Here is a 23,048-nt window from a genome sequence, read left to right as displayed (position 1 = left end):
ACCCCGTCATAAATTCTGATTTAATTATAAAACAATATGGCAGGATAATTACTTTTTAGTCATAATCAACGTACTAATTATATTGATTACATTTATTTAACCAAATACTATTACAATGAAGAATGCATTTATAACAGGGCTCGTTATCGGGGTCCTCAGCGGCTTATGGCTGTTTGCCATGCACTTATTAGGTTATGACCTATCCAAAGACCAGGTTTCACCATTTGAATATGTTTCAGTAATTATACCGGTCGCAGGGCTTTATCTCGGACTCAGAAGCTATCGAAACCACGAATGCGGCGGTAAAATGGGCTTTTTGGAAGCCCTGATACAATGCTTTAAAATACTGGTCCTCGCGGGTGTTATTGCCATTTTTGCAGCCATATTGTATATTAGTTATATCAGTGCCGGTAATAATGTACGCGATTTCTCGGGCCGTATGTTTGCCGCCTTGCTAATTGGATTATTAACTTCATTGGGGGCATCATTAGTACTCACCACCAAATCAAATAAGGTAGATTAGCTTTTAAATAAGATCTTTTTAATAGCAGCCCGGTTTATAACCGGGCTGCTTGTTTTTTGCCTTGATGTTTCTCCTGCTTTACAATTATACGGGCATTCCCTGCGGGCCGGGCTTTGCATTCATACGCCTGCAGGCATTAGGCTCGGCCTGAGCTCATTCCACAATCGGCCGGTATCCATTTCAATCCCTAATGCTTTCTTGTGCGCGCTCCGTTGACTCACCCCGACTACGCTTCGCTGGTCGACCCTCTCTGCGGCAAGCCGCAAAGAGGGTAAACTTCTTTTAATTATATTTTCACTTACCCTCTTTGCGCCACAGGCGAAGAGAGGGTGGTCGATCCGCTGAATAGCGGAAACGACCGGGTGAGTCAACGGAGCGCGTCGAAGTTCGCGTTAGTGATAGGAGCGTCCTTCGACTACGCTCAGGATGACAAACGCAGAAGGCCTATGAACGTATAGCACAAGCCGAAGGCAACGCCCACCCTTCGACTAGCTCAGCGTGACTTATCATTCATAGCCCTGCGATCGCCTACAAATCCCCCTGTAACTAATTCTCCTGTTTCACCGTCATAAACCTATAATTTACCGAATTATTTAAAATACCTGCCAGTTTTGCATTGGCAAACTTTTAATTCTATCTTAGTTTTATATCACAATTAATCAAATACTTAAATCATCATACAATGGATCCTTTTCAAAATCCTTACATGTCATTATCAGGTATGTCGCCTGAGGAAATTGGCTTTTTACAACAGGCCACCGCTACGCTTACCGAAACTCAGCAAAAATATTTCTTCATGACTTATGCCGGCAGGCGTAAAAGTCCGCAGGACATTCTATTATTTACCCTTATCGGCTTTTTTGGCGTAGCCGGTATACAACGCTTTGTTATCGGGCAAAACGGCATGGGCATTTTATTTTTATTAACCGGCGGCTTTTGCTGGGTGGGTACCATCATCGACCTCATCAATCATCGTTCATTAGCGTTGGAATATAACAAGCAGGTAGCATATGAAAGCTTTCATGTAGCTAAAATGAGTAATTAAGCCTAAGGGGCTATTGAATGTCAAAATGATCTCAATTCCTTTTTAATAGTGACCTTTTAAGGAATAAATTTTAATATGATCATCCAGGAACTGGTAAATAATCCTATGTTCCTGGTTTATTCTTCTTGACCATAGCCCGGAGAGATTATGCTTTAATGCTTCGGGTTTACCAATGCCATTAAAAGGGTCTTCTTCAATGGCAATTATTCAATTGCTGAATCTTTTTCTGTATTGTTTTATTGCCTGATCTTTTCCAATATTCTATATCTTTCTGTGCTTCTTCAGAAGTAGATTATTTCCATAGATCGTCAGTTTTTATTGCCTTAGATTTCCCGGCCTTAAAGTCTTCATTACTTCTATTGATCTTTTCTACAAATTCAGGGTCACATGGCGATTTTTCTTCTTCAAAACGTATTTTCATCGTTTTCATAAAAGCCTTTAAAGCAGTCAATTTCTCTTTATTATCAGGATGTGCAATTAATGTTCCCATAATTCAAATTTACAATTTTATTTTTTCACTTTTATTCACGATTTTAATAGCTTAGCTAAGTACACATATGAAATTATCGCTTCTTACCGATTACCTCGAGAGCCTGGCCCCGCTTGCTTACCAGGAGGACTACGACAATGCGGGCCTTATTGTAGGCAAATCCGATCAGGAAGTTTACCAGGCCCTCATATCGTTGGATTGTACCGAGGCGGTGGTTGATGAAGCCATTGCCAACAATTGCCAGGTAATTATTTCGCATCACCCTATAGTTTTTCGTGGACTAAAAAAGTTTAACGGCAAAACTTATGTGGAGCGTGTGGTTGAAAAAGCTATCCGCCATAACGTAGCATTATATGCTATACATACCAATCTTGACAATGTATTAATGGGCGTAAATGCCCGCATTTGCGAAACTTTAGGCTTAATAAACACCCGCATACTGGCGCCTAAGCAACACCTGTTAAAAAAACTGGTTACTTATGTGCCCATTGCGCAGGCTGAGCAAGTGCGGAACGCGCTTTTCCATGCCGGGGCAGGCAATATTGGTAATTACAGCGAGGTCAGTTTCAATGCCGAAGGCAGCGGCACTTTTAAGGCTAATGAATATGCTGACCCATATGTTGGCGAACCCGGCATACGCCATACTGAAAATGAGATCAGGATAGAGGTGATCTACCCTGCCAATTTGGAAAGCAAAATACTGATGGCACTGGTTTTAGCACATCCCTATGAGGAGGTAGCTTACGATCTATACAACCTCACCAACCCCAACCAACAAGTAGGCTCAGGGATGATAGGTGAGCTGGAGTTCCCTTTAAATGAGGAATTTTATTTAGGCGTAGTAAAAGAAAAAATGAAGGCCCATGTAATACGCCATACCGCTTTAACCGGCAGGCATGTTAAAAAAGTAGCGGTTTGCGGTGGTGCTGGCGGCTTTTTATTAAAGCAGGCCATAGCTGCCGGAGCTGATATTTTCATTACTGCCGATTACAAATATCATGAGTTTTTTGACGCGGAAAACAAGATATTGATAGCCGACATAGGCCACTATGAAAGCGAACAATTTACACAACAATTTTTGTATGAAATAATTAGAAAAAAATTTGCTACCTTTGCCGTCCGTTTAACAGAGATAAATACAAACCCCGTCAAATATTATATTTAATGGAACAAACCGTAGAACAAAAGCTTAAAGCTTTATACGAGCTACAAACTATCCACACCAAAATTGATAAGATTCGCCAGGTAAGAGGTGAACTACCTATGGAGGTTGCCGATTTGGAAGATGATGTTGCTGGTCTTGAAACCCGTATTCAGAAAATCAAAGGTGAACTGGATGATTTGGAAGATGATATAGTTACCCGTAAAAACCTGATAAAGGAAGCACAGTCGAACATTAAAAAATATGAGACCCAGCTTAACGAGGTAAAAAACAACCGTGAATATGATGCTATTTCAAAAGAGATCGAAATTCAGGGTTTAGATATACAGGTGAGTGAGAAAAAGATCAGGGAATTCGGTTTTGAAATTGTAACCAAAACACAGGTTTACGAAAAAGCCCTTGCTGATTTTGAAGCACGCAAAAATGACCTGAACGCCAAGAAAGACGAGTTAGGCACCATTACTGCTGAAACAGAGAAGGAAGAAAACGAGCTGAATGCACAGGCTGAAAAAGCTACTGTAAACATTGAAGAGCGTTTACTAATTGCTTACAACCGCCTGCGTGGTAACGCTAAGAATGGTTTAGCAGTAGTTACTATCCAACGTGATTCATGTGCAGGCTGCTTTAACCAGATCCCACCTCAACGCCAGTCGGATATCCGTCAGCGTAAAAAGATCATCGTTTGCGAACATTGTGGTCGCATCCTGGTTGATGAGCAAATGGCTCTGGAAGCTGAAACAGTTTAAGCCCCCTAACCCCCTAAAGGGACTCATATAGATTAAAAAAAGGCGCTCAATGAGCGCCTTTTTTGTTTAGCATCGTTAAAGCAAAATCGTAACTTGGTAGTGATAACAAACGATAGCTACCTTATGCGTTACACATATTATATACCGGTGCTCCTGCTGGCTTTAACGGGCTGTTTAAGCAAGAATAAGGAGACGAACAAAACCGATTCTATATCAGCGTCTATTCACAAAATATGGATATTCAGATCTATTAAGCCGCTTGATTCCCTTTCCAAAAATTCAGGCTCAATCTGGATCGGAGCAAATGTTTTAGACCTTACCAATAATGATACCCTACGCTTCAGTTATAAGATCAATAAAAACCCGCCATCCATCTACACCTATAAAATAGCGCATGACAGCCTGATCATAGGCAACAAGATGACCTACAAAATACTAAAGGTAACGGACAGCGAACTGGACCTGGGTAGTTCTTTTAAGGCTGATAGTAATGGGAAAGGTGTAACTAACTCCTTTATTATGGCTTATGAGGTGAAAAAGAAATGAAATACAGGTTCACCTATTTCATCCTCATTATTGTCACTATTATTATTGGGTTACTCTCCAGGCATTATACGGCAATTCCCTTATTTATTGGCGATGTATTATGGGCACTGATGGTTTACTTTATCATGCGCTTTCTGTTTATCAAAGCCGATATAACCAGGATAGTTATTTATAGCATATCATTTTGCTACGCGATAGAATTCAGCCAATTATATAAAGCACCATGGATCGACAGTTTACGGCATACACTGTTTGGCAGGCTGGTATTAGGCGATACCTTTTTATGGGGCGATCTGCTATCTTATACAGGAGGAATAGCTATTGGTATACTAATTAACTTACTTATAAACAAAAAGCCAGGCTCCTAAAGTTTAAAACTCCTTAAGCCTGGCTCTTATAATATTTTGATCTGCTTATTCTGAATCAGTTGACCATAACTGCCCTTGAGGCATGCGGTGCTCAGGGCCTGTAGTGAATGGTGATTTTGTGGTAAATATGCCCATTATACATAAAAGACCGCCTAATATAACTTGCGGTAAAAACACGCCATCAACATGCCCAAATACGCCCTCTCTGTCATATGCAAAACCAAATACAAATGGTGATGCCAGCAGGAATGAACCGATGATCACATCAAGGAAGAAGTGCATTTCCATTGGGAAAACCTTAATAAAGCCGTGTGAATTATTACTGAATACAGCCATTACAAATTGCAGCCAGCCAAAAAATATTGGTAAAAGTAAAGAGCAGCCACCAATCTGTGAGAAACCGAACAACCATGGCGAGGTCATAATTGTAATGCTTAACAGGTAGTTCATAACCCCGTAAAATGATGTTGAAATGAATGGTTTCATTTTTGTATAAATTTTGTATCCGTAATTATGCCGCTAAATTAATAATTTATACGGTGTGTTTGTTTTCAATTTTAATTTTTATCGAAAAAAGTCTCCTAAATAGTCCGCTATTCTTGTTTGCGCTACAATTAGCCTACCTTTATTAATACCATCGGTTTAAATCATGTGTTTAAACTATCGAAAAACATCACCATGAGTAAAGACAGGCAAACCGTAAAAGAGAAAAAGAAACTTCCGAATACTACAGGCAAAAAAGCCCCATCTGATTACCAATCAGGCAAAGGTGATGTGGTAAAGCCAATTATGGAAGCCAAAAAGAAAAAGTAATCAATGTTATTCTGATAGCTATACCTGCGCTTTCGGCATCGGGCCTTTTACAATTTTTGAGGCTATAAACGCAAATAAACCCTGGAACAAGCCGAAGATCGCCCCGAATATTGGGCTCAGTATGATCATTAATAATCGTGGATGGGTACTGAGCACATGCATATTGTCGCCCATTTTAGCCATATCCATGTGATGTAATATATAGCTGTTATAAAAGATCACGTGCGCCAGGGTGATCCACACGCTGTTAAATATACTTACCAAAAAACCATAAAGAAAATACCGCCCCGTGCATCGTTTAGCTATAACATAGGCACAAAAAATAAATATCACTACCCAAAATATCCCTTCCGTTTTTTCCGGTATCAGTGATACGGTACCGAATGCCATTATCAACCCAAAAAGCGATAATTGAAAAATGAGTTTCCAGTTCATGATAATTGGTTTTGTTTATATAAATGTATAAATATTTATATAAACAAATAGCAATCAATTAAATACAAAAAAGCCGCTAAACGGGATACCCGTCAGCGGCTTAACATTAACTATTAACGTTTAGGCTTATTTCTTCTTTTTCATAGTGATAACAATAACACCATTTTTTCCATCCTTACCATAAATCGTTTCGGCCGACTTATCTTTTAGCACAGTTATACTTTCAATGTTACTAGGGTCTATCGCTTTAAGGTCATCCGGTTTTGCCTTTTTCCCATCAATAACATAAAGCGGTTCTGCCGTCATGCCTGTCAGCATTAAGGTAACCGGCCTTTTGTTGTTCGTGGTATCCGTTTTGGGAGCGCCTACAATAACAACATTACTAATTTGTCCGGTTCCTTTTTGATCATCCTCATCATTTAATGTAAATGATACAGGCACGGTATATTGCACCCTTACCTTTTTACCATTTTGCATTCCGGGTTTCCAGCTTGGTGATAGGCTAACAGCCCTTATAGATTCATCAATTATGGTTTCACTAGGCCCTCTTAATCCCTTTACATTAGTAAGGCTACCATCTTCTTCAACAATAAAAGTTATTATTGCCTTGCCCTGTACCTTATTCTCGCGGTCTGTAGCAGGGTAACGGATAGTTTTACTTAAAAATTCATAGAACGCTGGCAAACCTCCCGGAAATTCAGGTGCAGTTTCAACCGCGTTAAATACAAGATCTTTAGCTACTGTATCAGTCCGGGGAATTGCCTTAAACTCTACAACCGTAATTTCTTTGGCAACCGTGTTGTCTATCTTTTTGTTGGTCGATGCTATTTCTTGAGCAACCGATGGTGAATCAGCAGGCTTAATGTTTACCGTTGTTATATGGGTTAGCATGGATGAATCCGCAGATATTTCAAAAACCTTTTGGGCTATTTTATTAACCCGTGTAACCGCTTTGCTATTATTTACTGTTGCTGATGATAATATCAGCATTAAAATAAACAGTGGAGCGGAAAGTCCATATTTAATGAGCGCTGTGCGCTGCGATTTATTTTTCTGTAACATAATGATGCGTTGTTTAAGTAAGCTGCTGTTAAAAAAACTATTTACTAAATGATGCGATGGCGCATTAAAGGTTTGGGTTAACAACATCAAGGCATAATCGGCCTTGTTGGTACCTGCTTTAAGGGCGTGGTTATCGGCAATAAATTCGTGTATATGTTTTATGGCATAACGGTAAAAGTACACCACCGGATTAAACCAGTTTATGATCATAACCGCCTCAATTATCAGTACATCTGCCGAATGCCATTGTTTGGCATGTACCTGCTCGTGAGCGGCAATAATATGGTTGTCTTCAGTCTGCTTATCCATTCTTATCTTTTTAAAGAAAGAATAAGCTGCTGTTTGCTCAGGCTGATCGATGATCTTTTTTATGGAGATAAGCTGCCATACGAGTCTTACTACTAAAAACAGCACCCCTGTAAGGTATACAGCCGTAAGCACCTGGCCGATATTAAAAGGAGCATCGGTAATGGGTTTAATTTGCGAGATCACAACCGGGGTGCCACCATATATGCTGTAATGTACCGTCTGCGTTATAAACAGGTTTTTCACCCAATCGGCCTGTATAACCGGTATAAAAAACGACAGCAGTGCCGCGCTTACCAGGTAAATCCTGTTAAGCTGAAAAAATGTTTCCTTGCGCAGCAACAAAGCATAAAACCCGAAAAATAACACCAGGTAAACATTTACCAGTAATAAATATTGCCACCAGCTCATAGTTATTGATTTTTAAGTTTTTCAATTAGTTTCATTATCTCATCGGCTTCTTTCAGGTCGATTTTCTCCTTTTTTACAAAGTAGGAGAACATGTGCTTAACCGAATTATCAAAGTAGCCGTTCATCAACTTATCGGTAGCGAAATTCTGGTATTCCTCCTTGCTGATAAGCGGATGGTATTCATGGCTTTTACCAAAGGCCGTGTGACCAACAAAGCCCTTGGTCTCCAATATCCTGATGATGGTTGATACCGTGTTGTAAGCCGGCTTGGGCTCGGGTAATTGCTCCATAACATCTTTTACAAAGCCCTTTTGCAGTTGCCATAATACCTGCATCAGTTGTTCTTCCGCTCGTGTTAATTCTTTAATTTCCATATTTGTAGGGGATCAAAAATAAATTTAAACTAAGGTATTAGTTATATTTGATATTTCCAAACTAAATTTTTAGTTGTTTTTAATTATAAACTATTATAGCTTACTTTAGTTCTCAATTCAACCTATAAAATAGCAAATGCATATAACTTTCCATGGCGCTGCCCGTAACGTTACCGGCAGTAAACATTTAGTTCAATTAAACGACGGCACAACAGTGTTGCTGGATTGCGGCATGTTCCAGGGTATGGGTGACCAAACCGATGAGTTGAATGAGCATTTCGGTTTCAACCCTAAAAAGGTGGGCCATATGATCCTGTCGCATGCACATATTGACCATTGCGGATTGATACCGCGCCTTGTTGCCGAGGGTTTTGAGGGACCTATCTATTGCACATCGGCAACCATGGACCTGGTGCGGATACTTCTGCTGGATTCTGCCAAAATACAAATGCAGGATGTTGCTTACAGCAATAAGCACCGGGCCAGAAAAGGCCTGCCGTTATTAGAGGCCTTATATGACGAGGAGCAGGTAATGGATGCCATGCGCCTGTTTAAAATTGTTGAATACCACGAGGAATTTGAAATAACATCACGCATAAAATTTCAATTTACTGATGCCGGGCATATTTTGGGTAGTGCGGCTGTACATTTATCTATACTAGAAAATGGCAAGTATACCAATATAACTTTTAGCGGCGATGTTGGCCGCTATGGCGATCTGCTGCTGAAAAGTCCACAAACCTTTCCGCAGGCTGATTATATTTTGCTGGAATCAACCTATGGCGATTCGCTGCATAAACAATTGGAACCCATTGCCGATGCTTTACTTGAGATAATTAAACAAACCTGTCTTGTAAAAAACGGGAAGGTAATTATCCCCGCATTTAGCGTTGGGCGTACACAAGAATTGCTTTATGCCTTAAACTCGCTGGAACTAAAGGGAATTTTGCCCGATGTACCTTATTATGTTGATAGTCCGCTATCAGAAAAAGCAACCGAGGTATTAATGAACCATCCAGAGGTATATAACAAAGCCGTAAACGATGTTTTAAAGGTTGATGCAAATCCTTTTGCCTTTAAGGGCCTCCGTTTTATAGAATCGACAGAGGAATCAATTGCTTTGAACAGCGACCCGAGGCCCTGCGTGATCATCTCATCGTCGGGCATGGCAGAGGCGGGTAGGGTAAAGCATCATATAAAGAATAATATCGGCAATCAAAAAAACACCATTTTAATGGTGGGCTATTGCGAGCCGAATTCACTAGGTGGCCGTTTGCTGTATGGTGATCATGAGGTGCATATTTTTGGTGAAGTATATGAAGTTAAAGCCGAAGTGCGCTCCATAAAATCAATGAGCGCCCATGGCGATTATGAAGATTTGCTCCATTTCCTCAATTGCCAGGATCCTGCAAAAGTGAAGCAGCTCTTTTTAGTACATGGCGAATACGAGGTGCAGCAGCATTTCAGTAAAACGCTGAATGAAAATGGCTTTATGCATGTAGAGATACCCTACCAGCATCAGCGTATTGAGCTGAATTAAAGTTTAGTACTTAAACAAGTATATGATTTCCACACTAAATTTAATGTGGAAATATTTCTTTTTTCTATGGAAAAATTTCTATATTTGAGTATTAAAAAGGAAATTATGGTTGCGAAACAAAAAAGCACATCTGCAAAAGTTAAAAAAAATGCTCCTTATGTGGTTGAGCATGCTGCTAACTTATTAGCAGAGCCTGAAGTTTTTTATAGCTACCGGCCGGCATATATTGATGATATCAGCCTCTTAACCCGTTCAAAAAAAGGGTTGAATGCCAAAGCTGCTTTGGATTTTCTTTCGTTATCAGGTTTTACACAGGATGAGTTTCAGGAAACGTTTAAAACAACTGTTAAAACCATACAAAACCACGTTACCCGTGAGCTAACGCTTGATGCTGCTTTAAGTGAAAAACTACTTAAATCATTCGCATTATTTGATAAGGGTGTTGAAATCTTCGGTACAGCCAACGCTTTTCATCAATGGCTTAATACGCCCTCCTATGGCCTTGGCAAGCAATTGCCCTTTGATTTAATGGATACCATAACCGGCATACAATTAATCACTGAGGAGCTTACCCGCATTGAATTCGGCGATCTGGCTTAAACCATGTTAGTATACAGGATAGCACTTGCTAAATATGCAGGCAAACTAATTGCCTCGGGCAGGGCCGCGCGCTGGAATCCTAACGAGGTGGAGATGATCTATACCGCTTCATCGCGCTCATTGGCTTGTCTTGAAAATGTTGTACACCGCAACCAGGTAGGGCTTAGCCAACTGTTCAGCATCCTAACCATTGAATGCCCCGATCATATCAAAATAAAAACCATCTCCCTTGACGACCTCCCCAAAAACTGGACAGACTTTGACCAAATGACCATAACCCAAAGCATTGGCGAAAGATGGATCAGGGAAAATGAGTCGGCCATACTACAGGTACCATCATCCATAGTAAACGAGGAGGTTAATTATTTGATCAACCCAAATCATCAGGATTTTGCATCTATCAGGCTGATAAAAGCACAGCCTTTTGTATTTGATGACAGGATAAAGAATTAAATAATACACACCAAAATTACGTTGTTACAAGGCTTTTTTGAAGTATATTTGAATATGAGTACATTTCGGTTAGACAGGACCGCTTTTAAAGCGCAAACCGCCGAAGAAGCTTCGGATCATGCAACTTATTATCAATCACTTACGTGGCAGGAACGGTTGCGTATAGCTAATTATTTGAATAGCGTTGCCTATAATTATCCGGAAAATCAGCCGCCACCATTAGATAGAACCTATTTTAAGGCGTGGAGCATAGAAGAACAAAATAAATCAAATACGTAAAGACATACCCCCTAACATATGCTCAAATCAGCAGTACCAGTTTTAGCTTCATTAAATGAACAGGAAACCATAAGTTTCTATACCCAAAAATTAGGTTTCACTTTCTACTCCAGCTGGGAGGGGTATTTGATATTAGGGCGCGACAAAATTATCCTGCATTTATGGCCCTGTAAGGACCCGGAGATCCCTAAAGCTACCGGCTGTTATATTAATGTAACCGATGTTGATAAACTGTATGCCGAACTTGAGCCGCTTGGTGTAATTCACCCAAATGGCAAACTACAGGAAATGCCCTGGAAAATGAAACAGTTCAGCATACTGGATAATAATGGTAACATCATCCACTTTGGCGAAGAGATAAACGATTAGTTTATCAGCAGCTTATAACCGCGCCCGTGTACATTAATGATCTCCACATTAGGGTCGTCTTTAAGATACTTGCGTATTTTACTTAAAAACACATCCATACTGCGGCCATTAAAGTAGTTATCATCGTGCCATATATTCAGCAAGGCCTCTTCCCGGGTTAGCACCTCGTTTTTACGCAGGCACAGCAGGCGCAAAAGCTCAGCTTCTTTTGTGGAGAGCTTTTGATGGCCATCGCCGATAGTTATGATCTGGTTGGTATAATCAAACTCGTAACGCCCTATTTTAAAGTGCGACTGTTTTTCCTCTTCTTTTTTATCCGAATTTTCAGTGCGTTTCAACAAGGCATTTATCCGCAGCAATAATTCTTCAATCCTGAAAGGCTTGGTTATATAATCATCACCGCCTAAATTAAACGCCTGCATCTTGTCCTCTATCATCCCCTTAGCCGTAGCGAAAATTATAGGCACGTAGCTGTTTATCTTTCTTATTTCCTTTCCCAGTGTAAAGCCATCCTTTTTGGGCATCATTACATCAAGTATGAGCAGGTCATAGGTTTGTTTGGTAAAAGCGCGCAATCCTTCTTCGCCATCCTTGCATAAAACAACATCGAATTTCCCTTTTAGCTGCAGGTAATCCTGTAGCAGTAAACCAAGGTTCGGATCATCTTCAACCAGTAATATTTTTTTCATGTGTTTATTTAGTCCGGAAGTCGGTAAGACCGAAAGTCCGGAAGATTATTTTATGTCTGTATACGTCCAACCTTCTTTCGGACTTTCCGACTCCCGGTCTTTCCGACTTATTTATGCTAACGGAAATTTCAATTCAAAATCCGAGCCTTTATCTTTTTCAGATCTTACGCTGATAACGCCATTTAGTCTTTTTACTATCGTATTTACATAGCTTAATCCCAGGCCAAAGCCTTTAACATCATGTAAATTACCGGTAGGTATGCGGTAGAATTGCTCAAATATTTTTGTTTGCTGATCACGGCTCATACCTATACCCTTATCAGCCACTTTAATGACGATCTGATCGGTTTTATTAGCGGTGCTGATGGTAATTTCAGGCGTACCTGTGCTGTATTTTATGGCGTTATCTATAAGATTATATATCAGGTTGGAGAAGTGAAGCTCATCAGCCAAAACTATAGCGTTTATGGCATCCAGGTTCATTGATAATATCACATTGTGTTTCTGCAGTTTAAGCTGCATGCTATCAATCACAATCGAGATCATCTCATTTACATCCAATGGTTTTTTATCCAGTTTAAAATCGTTCTTCTCAATCCGGGCTACGTTCAGCACACGTTCAATATGGCTACCCAAGCGGGCGTTTTCTTCATAAATGATATTAGCCAGCCTTGATACACGGCTTGCATCCGCCACTATTTCATGATCCTTTAAAGCCTCGCTGGCTATCATTATGGTTGATACAGGCGTTTTAAACTCGTGGGTCATGTTATTGATGAAATCAGTTTTCATCTCAGATACTTTCTTTTGCCTGATGATGGAGAATATGGTATAACCAAAGCAAAATATCAGCACAAAAAGCAAACCTCCGGTTGTTGCCATATTGGCCGTCATCTTGGTTAATATTAAGGAATTTTTCTGAGGAAACGCCAGCTTGATCTTACCAGGGTCACGGATCACATCCTTGCTGAATATGGATGTTTGATAGGTATCTGCAGCCGTAAACACCGGTTTCGCCCCGGTAGTATCCATCGCTTTTGAAAATATGAGCGAGTCGTTATTTGCTGTTAATATCTCTACGCTGAAAGGCAGGTTAATACCTTGATTATGCAGCTCATAACGCAGTAATGAATCGATCCAGATGGCATTGATACGACGGCGTAATGGCTGACCTAAATTTTGATATTCCTCTGCCAGATTAGCAATTACCGCTGTTTGTGTGTGGCCGTTGTTAAGGTTTTGTAATGAATCTGTTTCCAGCATCTTTTGCACCAGCCTGAACTGTTTTTCCCTTTGCTTGCGGTCATGATCCTGCTGCCATAAAGGGTTTATTTGCGGTACCGATATTACCTGGTTGCCAAACTGCGGGTCGGTATATCTAACAAGCAGGGTATCATATTTATGCAGCTTTTGCGGCTTTTTTTCGTTTATTGATGTGGTTATCTTATCGCTGCGCAGTATTACCGGCGCAATACGGCCGTGCACCTCTCCAAACTCATCAGTATATTCATCAATACGTAACTGGAATTTTATAGAGCCGTTTTGTATAAGCCCTTCCAGCTCATTATTAGCCATCATGCGCCTAAGGCTATCGCGCAATAAGGCTATCCGGCGTTCGCGGTTTGTTAAGTGTTTTCTTGATTTTTTATAAAGCGGAAAATTGGGATTCTCAGTATTACCGGCTGCTCTTTTTGATGCAGTGTAACTCAATTGTGCCTGGATATGGTTTTGTGCCTTCTCATTCAAAAAGTTAATAGCATCCTGTTTATCAACCTTGGCCACCACATTACTAAGCGCCTCACTAACCGAGCGGTCGAAAAGTTTCGACTGCATATCATAAGATTGCCACAGGAAGTATAACTGCATAGCAATTACTCCTATTAAGGCAAAACTCATTAGCCCGATGATTATACCGATACTTCGCTTTTTCATGTATTAAAGCAAAAATATTTTAAATAAACAGAGAAGTGTTCCTTTTAACAAATTTTAACACAATATTATACATTATAACGTTGTTGTTACATATTGGCATACAACTGTTTGCTAACTTTGACATTACAAAAATAAATACCCCATGAAAAAGTCGATAATAAAACCTGGTTTTGAATTCATTTTCACATTGAGTTTGTTTGCCGTATTAGGTTTACCCCCATTAGTTTTTGGCCAAAGCACCAAGGATGAGCAGATCACTATTGTTAATGGTGATACTACAATAAATGGCACGAACATTAAACAGCTATCAGGAAAAGAAAGACAGGCTGCCCTAAAAGATATCGGGCAAATAGCCGCAATAAAGAGCGTTCCTGGTCAGGCACCTGTTATAGCTAGTAATACCCGCCATAAAACCGTGGTGATGAAATACAGGTTTAAGGATTCAACCGCCGGTAAAATGAACAGGGAGCAATGGCGGTCTAAAACGATGACCGAAGACCCGATGATGGATTTCAGCCGTAAAAACACCCAGGACTTTAATTACATAACTACTGACAATAATGGTGTTAGCACACATGTAAGCTACCGTGTAACAGAACCCAGCGGCCCGCTAAACAATATGGCCAGCACACCTGAAAAAGCACAACTGGATAAATTAGACGTAACCGATTTGAACATAGTACCTGAATTTTCAGCAGGGATAACTGTTTTGATGTTCAACCTGCCATCAAAAGCTATAGCCGAAGTAATGCTTAAAGATAGCAAGGGAAATGTAATATGGAGCGATAAGGCTTTAAAAGGCAGTTTCAGTAAAACTTTCCCGCTTGGCTTAAACGGTATTTATTACCTGCGCATAAAACAAGGCGATAAGCTTGCCGTGAAAAAGATATATAAGGACCAGATGTAGTCTTCAGCGGGCAGTTTGCAGTAAGCAGTCCTCAGTTGGCAATAGGCCACATAAAAAGAGAGCTATAAATATTTATAGCTCTCTTTTATTTTAGTATGCTTAATGTTTATCAGCAAACTGAGGACTGCCTGCTGCAAACTATTAACTGTTCACTGCAAACTGCCCACTACCAACTGCAAACTCAATTAAAACGGCAAATCATCATCCTCAGGTGCTGAGCTGATATCAGCAGGAGGTGCATATGCTGGTGCAGCTGCGCTGTTAGCGCCTGCCAATACGTTCACTTTCCATAATTGCATAGAGTTAAAATAGCTCTTTTTCCCGGCCTTATCGGTCCATGGGCGGCCTTTAAGGTTGAAGAACACTTCAACATCATCGCCTACCTTAACACTATCCAACAAATTGCAACGATCCTGTATCGCCTCGAACTTTAAATATTCGGGATATTGAGGGTTTTCAATATATTCAAGTATCAGTTCTCTCTTCTTAAGTGATTCAGTAACCTGTACGGTTGGAGCCACTTCATGTACCTTACCTTTAATTTCCATAGCTTTAAAAAGTATTAAAATGTAAAGTTAATGGTATGAAATTAAAATGGGGGATATTTAATTCATAAATTCGCAAAAATATCATGCAAGTTTTCCACACCGAAAGTAAAATAATCATAACCTGTAACAAAAGGCTATCCCCTTATCTTCAACAAGAAGTTGAGGCATTGGGATTTACGCCCGACCGCGTTTTTCAAACCGGCATAGAGCTTACAGGTACCGTTGACGATTGTATCGCCCTAAATCTTAACCTGCGCTGTGCCAGCCAGGTACTTTATTTATTAAAGAGCTTTAAGGCGGACGATCCCAAAGAACTATATGACAACCTGGTTGAGATTGAATGGGAAAAATTGATCGATTTTTCGGGCTATTTTTCTGTTACCTCAAATGTTAACAACGAGCATATCCTTACACCGCTTTTTGCTAATGTTAAAGTAAAGGATGCTATTGCCGACCGGATCAAATCCATAAAAGGATTACGCCCAAACTCAGGCGCCGACGGCAACAAAACCGTTGTACACCTGTACTGGCAGGATGATAAGGCCGAAATATTCCTGGATACATCGGGCGAAACGCTTGCTAAGCACAGCTATCGTAAGATACCTGGCAAGGCACCAATGCTGGAGGCTTTGGCGGCATCAACCATTATAGCTACCAATTGGGATAGAAACAGCACATTCATCAACCCGATGTGTGGTTCAGGCACGCTGGCTATTGAGGCTGCTTTACTGGCAACTGATAAACACCCGGGGCTCTTCCGCATGAATTATGGTTTTATGCACATAATGGGTTATGATGAGCAGGTGTTTTTTGTTGAGCGCCGTAAATTAAAGGATAAGGCTAAAAAGGATATTACGTTTAAGATCATCGCTACTGATATATCTGAAGACGCTGTTGACATCGCCCAAAAGAATGCAAAAACCGCGGGTGTAGAACATTTAATCGATTTTAGCGTTTGTGATTTTGCGGACACGCCTGTACCGGCTGAGCCCGGCATAGTAATGTTTAACCCAGAATATGGTGAGCGCCTGGGCGTCCATACAAAACTGGAGATAACTTACAAGCGTGTAGGCGACTTTTTAAAGCAGAAATGCCTGGGATACCGTGGCTATGTGTTTACCGGCAACCCTGATCTGGCTAAAAAGATAGGTTTGAAAGCCGCACGCAGGATAGAGTTTTATAATGGCAAGCTGGATTGCCGTTTATTTGAATATGAATTGTATGAAGGCACTAAAAGAGCGCCGATAGAATAAAAATCGAATGAAAAAGATCTTATTAGTTATAACTATTCTGTTTATAAGCGTTTGTTGCAAGGCCCAGGAAACAATCCCGTTTCCTTTTCAGGGTGGCGTTAATATTATGAACAGGTTTTTTAAGGACAGCGTACAGGTAACTAATGATATTATTCAGAAGAAAGCTTCGGGCGTGGTTATCTTTAAATTCACTGCTGATATAAACGGCGTAATCAAAAAGATCATTATTTATTATGCTGATGATTACAGCTTAACGCCGCCACTAATTGAAGCCTTAAAAAGATCGAACCATAAATGGGTGATCCCGGATCATGAGAAACTGCATGATTTTATTATCCAGTTCTCTATCAACTTTAATCCGCCTGTCAATAATAGTCAGGCCGTGGCAGCAGATTTCTATAGATACTACACACAGCGCAGGCCGATAACTTCAAACAACCAGGTTCCGCTTGATGATGCTACCTTGCTGCCGACTGTGGCGGTGAGTTATGATTTGCAGTAAGTCACTTTACTTGATGTCATTGCGAGCGATAGCGCGGCAACCTCGTCGCTTGCATATTGAACGCGACGAGGTTGCTTCGTCGTTCCTACTCGCAATGACATGCTATTTAATTATCAATACCCCAGCAACACCCTCATCTTTTCCTCCAGCTTACTTTTCGCCAAAAATTGGTCTTCCAAATCTTTATTCATTGGGATGGCGGTATCCATACTGGCGCAGCGCATGATGGGGGCATCCAAATAATTAAAGCAATGCTCCGCCAAATGCGCCGCTATCTCGCCGCCGAAACCGCTGGTTAACGTGTCTTCATGCAGAATCATCACCTTGCCGGTCTTTTTTAAACTGGCTTCAACCGCTGCCTTATCCCATGGCTGCAGGCTGCGCAGGTCGATGACCTCGATGGATTGTTCTGGATGTTTGTTGGCATATTCAATGGCCCAGTGTACCCCTAAGCCGTAGGTGATAATACTTGCCGATGTGCCTTCCTTTACAACTTTGGCTTTACCTATTTCAATGGTATAATCGCCATCAGGCACATCACTGGTAAGGCTGCGGTACAAATATTTATGCTCAAAAAACATAACCGGATTGGGGTCGTCAATAGCAGCCATCAGCAAACCTTTGGCATCAGCCGGAAAGGCCGGGTAAACAACTATCAATCCAGGCGTTTTGGTAAACCAGGCCTCGTTACTTTGAGAGTGAAACGGCCCTGCACCGGTACCTGCTCCCGTAGGCATACGTACCACTACATCAACATTTTGATCCCAGCGGTAATACGTTTTTGCCAGGTTATTCACCACCTGGTTAAAGCCGCTGCTCACAAAATCGGCAAACTGCATCTCAACAACCGCCTTGCTACCGTTTATTGACAGCCCCATAGCAGTCCCCACAATAGCCGATTCGCAAATAGGTGTATTCCTTACCCTTGCTTTACCAAACTCTTCTACAAAGCCCTGTGTTATCTTAAACGCACCGCCATACTCAGCTATATCCTGCCCCATTATAACAAGGTTCGGATATTTGCGCATGCTCAGCCGCAAGGCATCGCTTATGGCATCTATATATCTTTTGGGGGCTGATGTAGCTGAGGTTTGAACAGGGGTAAACTTATAGGGCTTATACATATCAGCCAGCTCAATAGCAGCATTGGGTATAATATCGGGTTCCTTAAAAACCTGTTCAACCTCGGCATCAATAAGTGCACTCATTTCGCTTTTTATAAAGGCTGGCCATCCGGGGCGGATTACCTGCTCATCTATCAAATACTTTTCAAAATTAGCAAGCGGATCTTTTTCTCTCCATTCAGCAAATAAATGTTCAGGCACATATTTAGTGCCCGATGCTTCCTCATGGCCCCGCATTCGGAAGGTCATGCACTCCAGCAGTACCGGTCTTGGGTTTTCACGTAGCTCGGTTGCAAGTTCGTTAATGGTGTGGTAAACTTCCAGTATATTATTGCCATCAATCTGCCGCCCTTCCATGCCGTAGCCAATAGCCCTGTCGACCAGATTTTTACAGGCATACTGCTCATTGGTGGGGGTTGAGAGGCCATAGCCATTGTTTTCTATCAAAAATATTACAGGCAGGTTCCAAACAGCGGCAACATTCAGCGCCTCATGAAAATCACCCTCGCTGGTAGCGCCCTCGCCGGTAAAAACAAGGGTTACCTTCTTCCTGTTGTTCAATACATCTGCTAACGCGATGCCATCTGCCAGCGCCATTTGCGGGCCGAGATGAGATATCATCCCGATGATCTTATATTGCTGTGTGCCGAAGTGGAACGACCTGTCGCGCCCCTTGGTAAAGCCCGAAGCCTTGCCCTGCCACTGTGCCATCAGGCGCGAAAGCGGGATATCGCGCGTGGTAAAAACACCCAGGTTACGGTGCATGGGTAATATGTATTCATCAGCATGCATAGCCAATGTGCTGCCCACGGCGATAGCTTCCTGGCCAATACCCGAGAACCATTTGCCAATGCGGCCCTGGCGCAATAATATCAGCATCTTCTCTTCAATTAATCGCGGAAGCAATAATTTCTTATAGAATGCCGTTAAAGCGTCATTATTGAGGCTTTTTCTGTTAAAAATCATATGCTAAACTACTGAAGTTTTTAAAACTTTGTATGTTTACAAAACTTAATCTATAAGTATGAAATACACCTGTACATTCCTTTTGTTTCTGTTCGTAATTTCTGCATTTACTGCAAGCGCGCAAAGTTCTTACCTGCTGCCCGAAAAATTCTATCTGCAAAAAGGTGAAAAGCTCGAACTGCATTTACTGCAAAGCGAGGATTTTAACAAGCAGAGCGATCTTAAATATCTACCCGCAAAAACAGCCAAGTTTATTTTGTTGCAAGGCAAAAAACCGGTAGACCTTAAACCTATGGCCAAAGATACCGGCAAAGTAGTATTAAGCTATAATTCGCCTGAAGCTGGCACAACGCTTATTGACCTGGTAAGCACTACGGAAGCAAACGAAATGAGCCGCAGCAAGTTTTTAAGGGGACTTGATGAGGACGATCCGGATAAAATTGCCGACAAGGTAAAAAGCAGCAACCAGCTTTATTACAAAGAGAAGTTTACAACGTACATGAAAACGCTGTTTATTAATGAAAAAGATGGCGGCAGCGCTTTCACTAAACCACTTGGCGACGATTATGAGATAGTGATACAGCAAAACCCATACAAGTTCAATTATGGCGATGACCTGAGCGCATTGGTATTATTTAAAGGAAAACCTGCTGTAGCCGCCGAAGTAGATATGTTTGTAAAAACTGCCGATGGCAATACATTCCCGCAAAAACTATCAAGCGATGCCAGCGGACTGATCTATTTTAAACTGAGCCGCGAAGGTATTTACATATTACGCAGCAAGCATTTCGAAATATCAAAAGATAAATCAGCCGATTTTGAAAGCTGGCGTACTACCTACACGTTCGCATTCAGCAGTAACAACGAATTACCTAATACTTACAGGGAATTTGGATTGGGAAATAAACACTAGTCAGTTGGCCGTCTTCAGTTAGCAGTGGGCAGTTGCCACTTGGCAGTTAACAGATTGCAGCTTATGCAACAAAAAAGAGAGCTATAAATATTTATAGCTCTCTTTTTTGTTTGAATGTATATTAAGGCTTTGTCGTAATTGCTAACTGAAAACTGCACATTGCAAATTATCAACTGTGAACTGCCCACTGCGAACTGAAAACTGCCCTACTGTTCCCCCTGGTTCTTCTCCTGCCATTGTTTGGCGAATGACTTTTCGGCTACTGTTGGCATTTCACGCAGGTGGCCCCAGGTACGTTTAAAGAGGGTTTTCAGGAAAAAGTTTTTCGTCTTTCCGCTAAAGTAATCCATCAACTTACGGTTAAGCATCCCTTTTCGCCATATGGCCCAGCCCCATTGTTCTTTTTTGGCTACCAATTCATCTTTCACCGCATCACGGCGGTTAAGGAGCAGCATTTTGTGTATATCGATCTTTACCGGGCAAACCTCGGTACATTTACCGCACAGGCTTGAGGCATAGCTCAGGTGTTTAAAATCTTCCATACCACGCATATGCGGCGTTATAATAGAGCCGATAGGTCCGCTATATTCCGTATTATAAGTATGGCCGCCAATATTTTTATAAACCGGGCAGGCATTTAAGCAAGCGCCGCAGCGTATGCAGTATAAACCCTGGCGTTGCTCTTTTTGTGCAAGCAGGTTAGTACGTCCATTATCCAGCAGGATCACATACATCTCCTCCGGGCCGTCAGTTTCATTTGCCTGGCGCGGACCACTCAATATAGTATTGTAAACCGTTAAATTTTGCCCTGTGCCATGTGTAGCCAGCATCGGCCAAAACAAGTCGAGGTCGGTAAGTGAGGGGATGATCTTCTCGATACCAACAACGGTGATATGTATTTTAGGGAAAGACGTGCTTAAACGCGCGTTGCCTTCATTTTCGCTGATAGCAATGCTGCCGGTATCGGCAATTAAGAAGTTGGCGCCGGTTATACCTGCATCTGCCTGCACATATTTATCGCGCAGCAACTCGCGGGCTTTTTGGGTGAGCTGTTCCGGCGTGGCATCTATTGGTGTACCGAAACGCTCATTAAACAACTTTGCAATATCCTCTTTGGATAAGTGCATAGCCGGGGTAACAATATGGTAAGGCTTTTGCCCCAGCAATTGTACTATGTATTCGCCCAGATCGGTTTCCAGTGATTCAATGTGGTTCCCCTCCAAAAATTCATTTAAATGAATCTCTTCGGTAACCATTGATTTCGATTTTACAACAGTTTTAGCACCGGCCCTGTTTAAGATATTAAGTATTTCGCGATTGGCTTCTTCGGCATCATTGGCCCAGATAACCTTGCCGCCGCGTTTTTGAAAGTTAGCCTCAAACTCCGGCAGGAACTTATCCAGGTTCTCCATCACTTTCCATTTGATCACGTGGCCCTTGCGTTTGGCATTGTCAAGATTAATCATCCTTGATAATCCGCGCGTTACGGCAGCATCATATTTGCCTATATTATAATTAATAATACGGCGGTGATCAACATCAAATGCCTTATCCTCAGCGGCAACCAGAAACTCCTCAGCAATCACTCCCATAAAGCGAATCTAGTAATAATAGAATCAAGAGACAAGGGTCAGGAATCAGGATTAAAAAAGCGCTGCAAATCTTGGCTCTTGATTCTTGACTCCTGACGCTTAACACACTACTTCTTGTCCATTTGCTCAAGCATGGTAATTATTTTATCCAGCTTATCTATTTCAATTTTATTTAGCAGAATTTGCAGTTGCTCAATTTCTTTTTTGGCTTCAACATTTGTTCTGAAATCTTCATCGGCCTGGGCACGGTCACGCTGATTTTGGCGATTTTGCGCCATCATGATGATAGGTGCGGCATAAGCAGCCTGGGTTGAGAAAAGCAGATTTAATAATATATAGGGGTAAGCATCCCAGTGATACACAAACCCAACAACATTAAGCCCCATCCATATTATAACAATAACTGTTTGGATGATAATGAATCGCCATGACCCCATGCCGGTAGCTACAGAATCAGCCAGTCGTTGTCCAAATGCTAATGAGTCTGTATGTCTTTGATGCCAGTTTACGTGCTTTGCCATAAATTATTTTATTGGTTTGATTTTTTACCAGTTAAACTTAACAAAATTTACGGAGTATGGTTGGGGAAAGGAGGGAAGAATTTATAAACACTTATAACAAAGCGGCAATGCGGGGAACGGAGATAACCGACCGGAGGGGGTTCATTAATACCATTAAAAACAAATACAACATTAATAATCCCTGGTTTTGCTGTGTGAATTGCTTATCGCATGAAGCCGCTCATTGCCGCGGAGGCTACTACTTTTGTCTTGATACAAAATGTAGCAAAAAATCAAGTCAGTAGATTAGGCTTCTTTGCCGCACAAGACCTTCCCTGCAAATCAGGCAAAACCTGGGCTGCTATATTTTTACCCTGCTATCGCTACGCACATGCCTTTGCACCTATGTAAAAATCTGCTATGCCCTGCCACACACAAGGCCACCATTGTTTTGTCTGCTTTCACCCGAAGCTGTTCTACTGACGGGAAAAGGAAGGAATAAGTGCTCCTTTCCACCATGTCATTGCGAGCGTAGCGCGGCAACCTCGTCGCGTTCAATATGCATGCGACGAGGTTGCCGCGCTACGCTCGCAATGACAT

Annotated in this window: 28 protein-coding genes; 16 read left to right on the top strand and 12 right to left on the bottom strand. The window is 41.4% G+C overall.

The features are described from left to right. Positions 1-115 precede the first annotated feature (115 nt). Together BLU33_RS24775 and BLU33_RS24770 are read left to right on the top strand one after the other, a co-directional pair. A complete protein-coding gene (locus BLU33_RS24775) occupies positions 116-523 on the top strand; it encodes a DUF4199 domain-containing protein (RefSeq protein WP_091379936.1) in 408 nt (135 codons plus the stop codon). Between the two features lie 682 nt (positions 524-1,205). Further along, positions 1,206-1,568, top strand: a complete 363-nt coding sequence (locus tag BLU33_RS24770) for a TM2 domain-containing protein (RefSeq protein WP_091379932.1) — start codon at positions 1,206-1,208, stop codon at positions 1,566-1,568. A gap of 42 nt (positions 1,569-1,610) precedes the next feature. On the opposite strand, the gene BLU33_RS24765 is transcribed toward BLU33_RS24770, so the two are convergent. Both BLU33_RS24765 and BLU33_RS24760 read right to left on the bottom strand, forming a co-directional pair. Then, complete coding sequence (locus tag BLU33_RS24765; RefSeq protein WP_232009458.1) at positions 1,611-1,742, bottom strand: Txe/YoeB family addiction module toxin; 132 nt, start codon at positions 1,740-1,742, stop codon at positions 1,611-1,613. Between the two features lie 118 nt (positions 1,743-1,860). Then, entirely contained in the window at positions 1,861-2,058 is a 198-nt protein-coding gene (locus BLU33_RS24760) for a DUF2683 family protein (RefSeq protein WP_091379930.1), read from the bottom strand. A 67-nt stretch (positions 2,059-2,125) separates the two neighbouring features. Between BLU33_RS24760 and BLU33_RS24755 the strand changes: the two genes are divergently transcribed. The 4 genes from BLU33_RS24755 (at position 2,126) to BLU33_RS24740 (ending at position 4,880) form a co-directional block, all read left to right on the top strand. Next, the gene (locus tag BLU33_RS24755; protein WP_091379928.1) at positions 2,126-3,223 is read left to right on the top strand and encodes a Nif3-like dinuclear metal center hexameric protein; all 1,098 of its coding nucleotides are present in this window, start codon (positions 2,126-2,128) and stop codon (positions 3,221-3,223) included. Further along, entirely contained in the window at positions 3,223-3,966 is a 744-nt protein-coding gene (locus tag BLU33_RS24750; protein WP_091379923.1) for a zinc ribbon domain-containing protein, read from the top strand. Before BLU33_RS24755 ends, BLU33_RS24750 begins: the two co-directional genes overlap by 1 nt. A 123-nt stretch (positions 3,967-4,089) precedes the next feature. Continuing rightward, complete coding sequence (locus tag BLU33_RS24745; RefSeq protein ID WP_157682382.1) at positions 4,090-4,512, top strand: hypothetical protein; 423 nt, start codon at positions 4,090-4,092, stop codon at positions 4,510-4,512. After that, positions 4,509-4,880: a ribosomal maturation YjgA family protein gene (locus BLU33_RS24740; protein WP_091379916.1), complete on the top strand. Its 372-nt coding sequence runs from the start codon at positions 4,509-4,511 to the stop codon at positions 4,878-4,880. Before BLU33_RS24745 ends, BLU33_RS24740 begins: the two co-directional genes overlap by 4 nt. A 45-nt stretch (positions 4,881-4,925) precedes the next feature. Here BLU33_RS24740 and BLU33_RS24735 read toward each other — a convergent pair whose 3' ends face one another. Beyond that, positions 4,926-5,366, bottom strand: a complete 441-nt coding sequence (locus BLU33_RS24735) for an SPW repeat domain-containing protein (RefSeq protein WP_091379913.1) — start codon at positions 5,364-5,366, stop codon at positions 4,926-4,928. A 192-nt stretch (positions 5,367-5,558) separates the two neighbouring features. Between BLU33_RS24735 and BLU33_RS25630 the strand changes: the two genes are divergently transcribed. After that, on the top strand, positions 5,559-5,693 hold the full coding sequence (locus BLU33_RS25630; protein WP_262493823.1) for a hypothetical protein: 135 nt from the start codon (positions 5,559-5,561) through the stop codon (positions 5,691-5,693). A gap of 18 nt (positions 5,694-5,711) precedes the next feature. Here the strand turns inward: BLU33_RS25630 and BLU33_RS24730 are convergent, their stop codons facing one another. From BLU33_RS24730 to BLU33_RS24720, 3 genes are all read right to left on the bottom strand, one after another. After that, entirely contained in the window at positions 5,712-6,128 is a 417-nt protein-coding gene (locus BLU33_RS24730; RefSeq protein ID WP_091379909.1) for a hypothetical protein, read from the bottom strand. Positions 6,129-6,254: 126 nt separating this feature from the next. Further along, on the bottom strand, positions 6,255-7,907 hold the full coding sequence (locus BLU33_RS24725; RefSeq protein ID WP_091379907.1) for a M56 family metallopeptidase: 1,653 nt from the start codon (positions 7,905-7,907) through the stop codon (positions 6,255-6,257). A 2-nt stretch (positions 7,908-7,909) separates the two neighbouring features. After that, complete coding sequence (locus BLU33_RS24720; protein ID WP_091379904.1) at positions 7,910-8,281, bottom strand: BlaI/MecI/CopY family transcriptional regulator; 372 nt, start codon at positions 8,279-8,281, stop codon at positions 7,910-7,912. A 136-nt stretch (positions 8,282-8,417) separates the two neighbouring features. On the opposite strand from BLU33_RS24720, the gene BLU33_RS24715 reads away from it, so the two are divergent. The 5 genes from BLU33_RS24715 to BLU33_RS24695 all read left to right on the top strand — a co-directional run bounded on the left by BLU33_RS24715 (position 8,418) and on the right by BLU33_RS24695 (position 11,522). Further along, a complete protein-coding gene (locus tag BLU33_RS24715; RefSeq protein WP_091379901.1) occupies positions 8,418-9,821 on the top strand; it encodes an MBL fold metallo-hydrolase RNA specificity domain-containing protein in 1,404 nt (467 codons plus the stop codon). A gap of 66 nt (positions 9,822-9,887) precedes the next feature. Continuing rightward, positions 9,888-10,421, top strand: coding sequence for a type II RES/Xre toxin-antitoxin system antitoxin (gene parS, locus BLU33_RS24710; protein WP_232009356.1), 534 nt, complete (start codon positions 9,888-9,890; stop codon positions 10,419-10,421). A 3-nt stretch (positions 10,422-10,424) separates the two neighbouring features. Beyond that, positions 10,425-10,874: an RES family NAD+ phosphorylase gene (locus BLU33_RS24705; RefSeq protein ID WP_091379898.1), complete on the top strand. Its 450-nt coding sequence runs from the start codon at positions 10,425-10,427 to the stop codon at positions 10,872-10,874. Between the two features lie 54 nt (positions 10,875-10,928). Then, positions 10,929-11,153 (top strand): hypothetical protein, encoded by a 225-nt coding sequence (locus BLU33_RS24700; RefSeq protein WP_091379895.1) that lies wholly within the window; start codon positions 10,929-10,931, stop codon positions 11,151-11,153. Between the two features lie 18 nt (positions 11,154-11,171). Further along, complete coding sequence (locus BLU33_RS24695) at positions 11,172-11,522, top strand: bleomycin resistance protein (protein ID WP_091379892.1); 351 nt, start codon at positions 11,172-11,174, stop codon at positions 11,520-11,522. Here BLU33_RS24695 and BLU33_RS24690 read toward each other — a convergent pair. Both BLU33_RS24690 and BLU33_RS24685 read right to left on the bottom strand, forming a co-directional pair. Then, entirely contained in the window at positions 11,519-12,211 is a 693-nt protein-coding gene (locus BLU33_RS24690) for a response regulator transcription factor (protein ID WP_091379888.1), read from the bottom strand. The genes BLU33_RS24695 and BLU33_RS24690 overlap by 4 nt on opposite strands. A gap of 111 nt (positions 12,212-12,322) precedes the next feature. Continuing rightward, positions 12,323-14,143: a sensor histidine kinase gene (locus BLU33_RS24685; RefSeq protein ID WP_091379886.1), complete on the bottom strand. Its 1,821-nt coding sequence runs from the start codon at positions 14,141-14,143 to the stop codon at positions 12,323-12,325. 142 nt (positions 14,144-14,285) lie between these two features. On the opposite strand from BLU33_RS24685, the gene BLU33_RS24680 reads away from it, so the two are divergent. After that, positions 14,286-15,050, top strand: a complete 765-nt coding sequence (locus BLU33_RS24680) for a hypothetical protein (protein ID WP_091379883.1) — start codon at positions 14,286-14,288, stop codon at positions 15,048-15,050. A gap of 185 nt (positions 15,051-15,235) precedes the next feature. Here the strand turns inward: BLU33_RS24680 and BLU33_RS24675 are convergent, their stop codons facing one another. After that, a complete protein-coding gene (locus BLU33_RS24675; RefSeq protein ID WP_091379881.1) occupies positions 15,236-15,598 on the bottom strand; it encodes a DUF3127 domain-containing protein in 363 nt (120 codons plus the stop codon). A gap of 83 nt (positions 15,599-15,681) precedes the next feature. Between BLU33_RS24675 and BLU33_RS24670 the strand changes: the two genes are divergently transcribed. Further along, a complete protein-coding gene (locus BLU33_RS24670) occupies positions 15,682-16,851 on the top strand; it encodes a THUMP domain-containing class I SAM-dependent RNA methyltransferase (protein WP_091379878.1) in 1,170 nt (389 codons plus the stop codon). A gap of 7 nt (positions 16,852-16,858) precedes the next feature. Next, positions 16,859-17,353, top strand: coding sequence for a hypothetical protein (locus tag BLU33_RS24665; RefSeq protein ID WP_091379875.1), 495 nt, complete (start codon positions 16,859-16,861; stop codon positions 17,351-17,353). A 113-nt stretch (positions 17,354-17,466) separates the two neighbouring features. On the opposite strand, the gene BLU33_RS24660 is transcribed toward BLU33_RS24665, so the two are convergent. After that, positions 17,467-19,443, bottom strand: a complete 1,977-nt coding sequence (locus tag BLU33_RS24660; RefSeq protein ID WP_091379873.1) for an alpha-ketoacid dehydrogenase subunit alpha/beta — start codon at positions 19,441-19,443, stop codon at positions 17,467-17,469. A gap of 58 nt (positions 19,444-19,501) precedes the next feature. On the opposite strand from BLU33_RS24660, the gene BLU33_RS24655 reads away from it, so the two are divergent. Beyond that, positions 19,502-20,356, top strand: a complete 855-nt coding sequence (locus tag BLU33_RS24655) for a DUF4198 domain-containing protein (RefSeq protein WP_091379870.1) — start codon at positions 19,502-19,504, stop codon at positions 20,354-20,356. Between the two features lie 206 nt (positions 20,357-20,562). Here the strand turns inward: BLU33_RS24655 and BLU33_RS24650 are convergent, their stop codons facing one another. Together BLU33_RS24650 and BLU33_RS24645 are read right to left on the bottom strand one after the other, a co-directional pair. Further along, positions 20,563-21,948: a LutB/LldF family L-lactate oxidation iron-sulfur protein gene (locus BLU33_RS24650; RefSeq protein WP_091379867.1), complete on the bottom strand. Its 1,386-nt coding sequence runs from the start codon at positions 21,946-21,948 to the stop codon at positions 20,563-20,565. Positions 21,949-22,055: 107 nt separating this feature from the next. Next, entirely contained in the window at positions 22,056-22,469 is a 414-nt protein-coding gene (locus BLU33_RS24645; protein WP_091379864.1) for a DUF1003 domain-containing protein, read from the bottom strand. Positions 22,470-23,048: the final 579 nt, after the last annotated feature.

Origin of the sequence: Mucilaginibacter mallensis (genome assembly GCF_900105165.1) — a bacterium.
GTDB lineage: Bacteria > Bacteroidota > Bacteroidia > Sphingobacteriales > Sphingobacteriaceae > Mucilaginibacter > Mucilaginibacter mallensis.
The sequence above is the reverse complement of the archived record's forward strand: the minus strand, read 5'-3'. Positions and strand labels throughout refer to the sequence as shown.

Bases quoted from the DNA above. Each gene is read 5' to 3' on its own strand.
- BLU33_RS24725 (WP_091379907.1), bottom strand. From the start codon at position 7,907: ATGAGCTGGTGGCAATATTTATTACTGGTAAATGTTTACCTGGTGTTA.
- BLU33_RS24645 (WP_091379864.1), bottom strand. From the start codon at position 22,469: ATGGCAAAGCACGTAAACTGGCATCAAAGACATACAGACTCATTAGCA.
- BLU33_RS24665 (WP_091379875.1), top strand. From the start codon at position 16,859: ATGAAAAAGATCTTATTAGTTATAACTATTCTGTTTATAAGCGTTTGT.
- BLU33_RS24675 (WP_091379881.1), bottom strand. From the start codon at position 15,598: ATGGAAATTAAAGGTAAGGTACATGAAGTGGCTCCAACCGTACAGGTT.
- BLU33_RS24750 (WP_091379923.1), top strand. From the start codon at position 3,223: ATGGAACAAACCGTAGAACAAAAGCTTAAAGCTTTATACGAGCTACAA.
- BLU33_RS24770 (WP_091379932.1), top strand. From the start codon at position 1,206: ATGGATCCTTTTCAAAATCCTTACATGTCATTATCAGGTATGTCGCCT.
- BLU33_RS24755 (WP_091379928.1), top strand. From the start codon at position 2,126: ATGAAATTATCGCTTCTTACCGATTACCTCGAGAGCCTGGCCCCGCTT.
- BLU33_RS24680 (WP_091379883.1), top strand. From the start codon at position 14,286: ATGAAAAAGTCGATAATAAAACCTGGTTTTGAATTCATTTTCACATTG.
- BLU33_RS24705 (WP_091379898.1), top strand. From the start codon at position 10,425: ATGTTAGTATACAGGATAGCACTTGCTAAATATGCAGGCAAACTAATT.
- BLU33_RS24655 (WP_091379870.1), top strand. From the start codon at position 19,502: ATGAAATACACCTGTACATTCCTTTTGTTTCTGTTCGTAATTTCTGCA.
- BLU33_RS24685 (WP_091379886.1), bottom strand. From the start codon at position 14,143: ATGAAAAAGCGAAGTATCGGTATAATCATCGGGCTAATGAGTTTTGCC.
- BLU33_RS24740 (WP_091379916.1), top strand. From the start codon at position 4,509: ATGAAATACAGGTTCACCTATTTCATCCTCATTATTGTCACTATTATT.
- BLU33_RS25630 (WP_262493823.1), top strand. From the start codon at position 5,559: ATGAGTAAAGACAGGCAAACCGTAAAAGAGAAAAAGAAACTTCCGAAT.
- BLU33_RS24735 (WP_091379913.1), bottom strand. From the start codon at position 5,366: ATGAAACCATTCATTTCAACATCATTTTACGGGGTTATGAACTACCTG.
- BLU33_RS24720 (WP_091379904.1), bottom strand. From the start codon at position 8,281: ATGGAAATTAAAGAATTAACACGAGCGGAAGAACAACTGATGCAGGTA.
- BLU33_RS24690 (WP_091379888.1), bottom strand. From the start codon at position 12,211: ATGAAAAAAATATTACTGGTTGAAGATGATCCGAACCTTGGTTTACTG.
- BLU33_RS24660 (WP_091379873.1), bottom strand. From the start codon at position 19,443: ATGATTTTTAACAGAAAAAGCCTCAATAATGACGCTTTAACGGCATTC.
- BLU33_RS24745 (WP_157682382.1), top strand. From the start codon at position 4,090: ATGCGTTACACATATTATATACCGGTGCTCCTGCTGGCTTTAACGGGC.
- BLU33_RS24775 (WP_091379936.1), top strand. From the start codon at position 116: ATGAAGAATGCATTTATAACAGGGCTCGTTATCGGGGTCCTCAGCGGC.
- BLU33_RS24715 (WP_091379901.1), top strand. From the start codon at position 8,418: ATGCATATAACTTTCCATGGCGCTGCCCGTAACGTTACCGGCAGTAAA.
- BLU33_RS24650 (WP_091379867.1), bottom strand. From the start codon at position 21,948: ATGGGAGTGATTGCTGAGGAGTTTCTGGTTGCCGCTGAGGATAAGGCA.
- BLU33_RS24670 (WP_091379878.1), top strand. From the start codon at position 15,682: ATGCAAGTTTTCCACACCGAAAGTAAAATAATCATAACCTGTAACAAA.
- parS (WP_232009356.1), top strand. From the start codon at position 9,888: ATGGAAAAATTTCTATATTTGAGTATTAAAAAGGAAATTATGGTTGCG.
- BLU33_RS24730 (WP_091379909.1), bottom strand. From the start codon at position 6,128: ATGAACTGGAAACTCATTTTTCAATTATCGCTTTTTGGGTTGATAATG.
- BLU33_RS24695 (WP_091379892.1), top strand. From the start codon at position 11,172: ATGCTCAAATCAGCAGTACCAGTTTTAGCTTCATTAAATGAACAGGAA.
- BLU33_RS24700 (WP_091379895.1), top strand. From the start codon at position 10,929: ATGAGTACATTTCGGTTAGACAGGACCGCTTTTAAAGCGCAAACCGCC.
- BLU33_RS24760 (WP_091379930.1), bottom strand. From the start codon at position 2,058: ATGGGAACATTAATTGCACATCCTGATAATAAAGAGAAATTGACTGCT.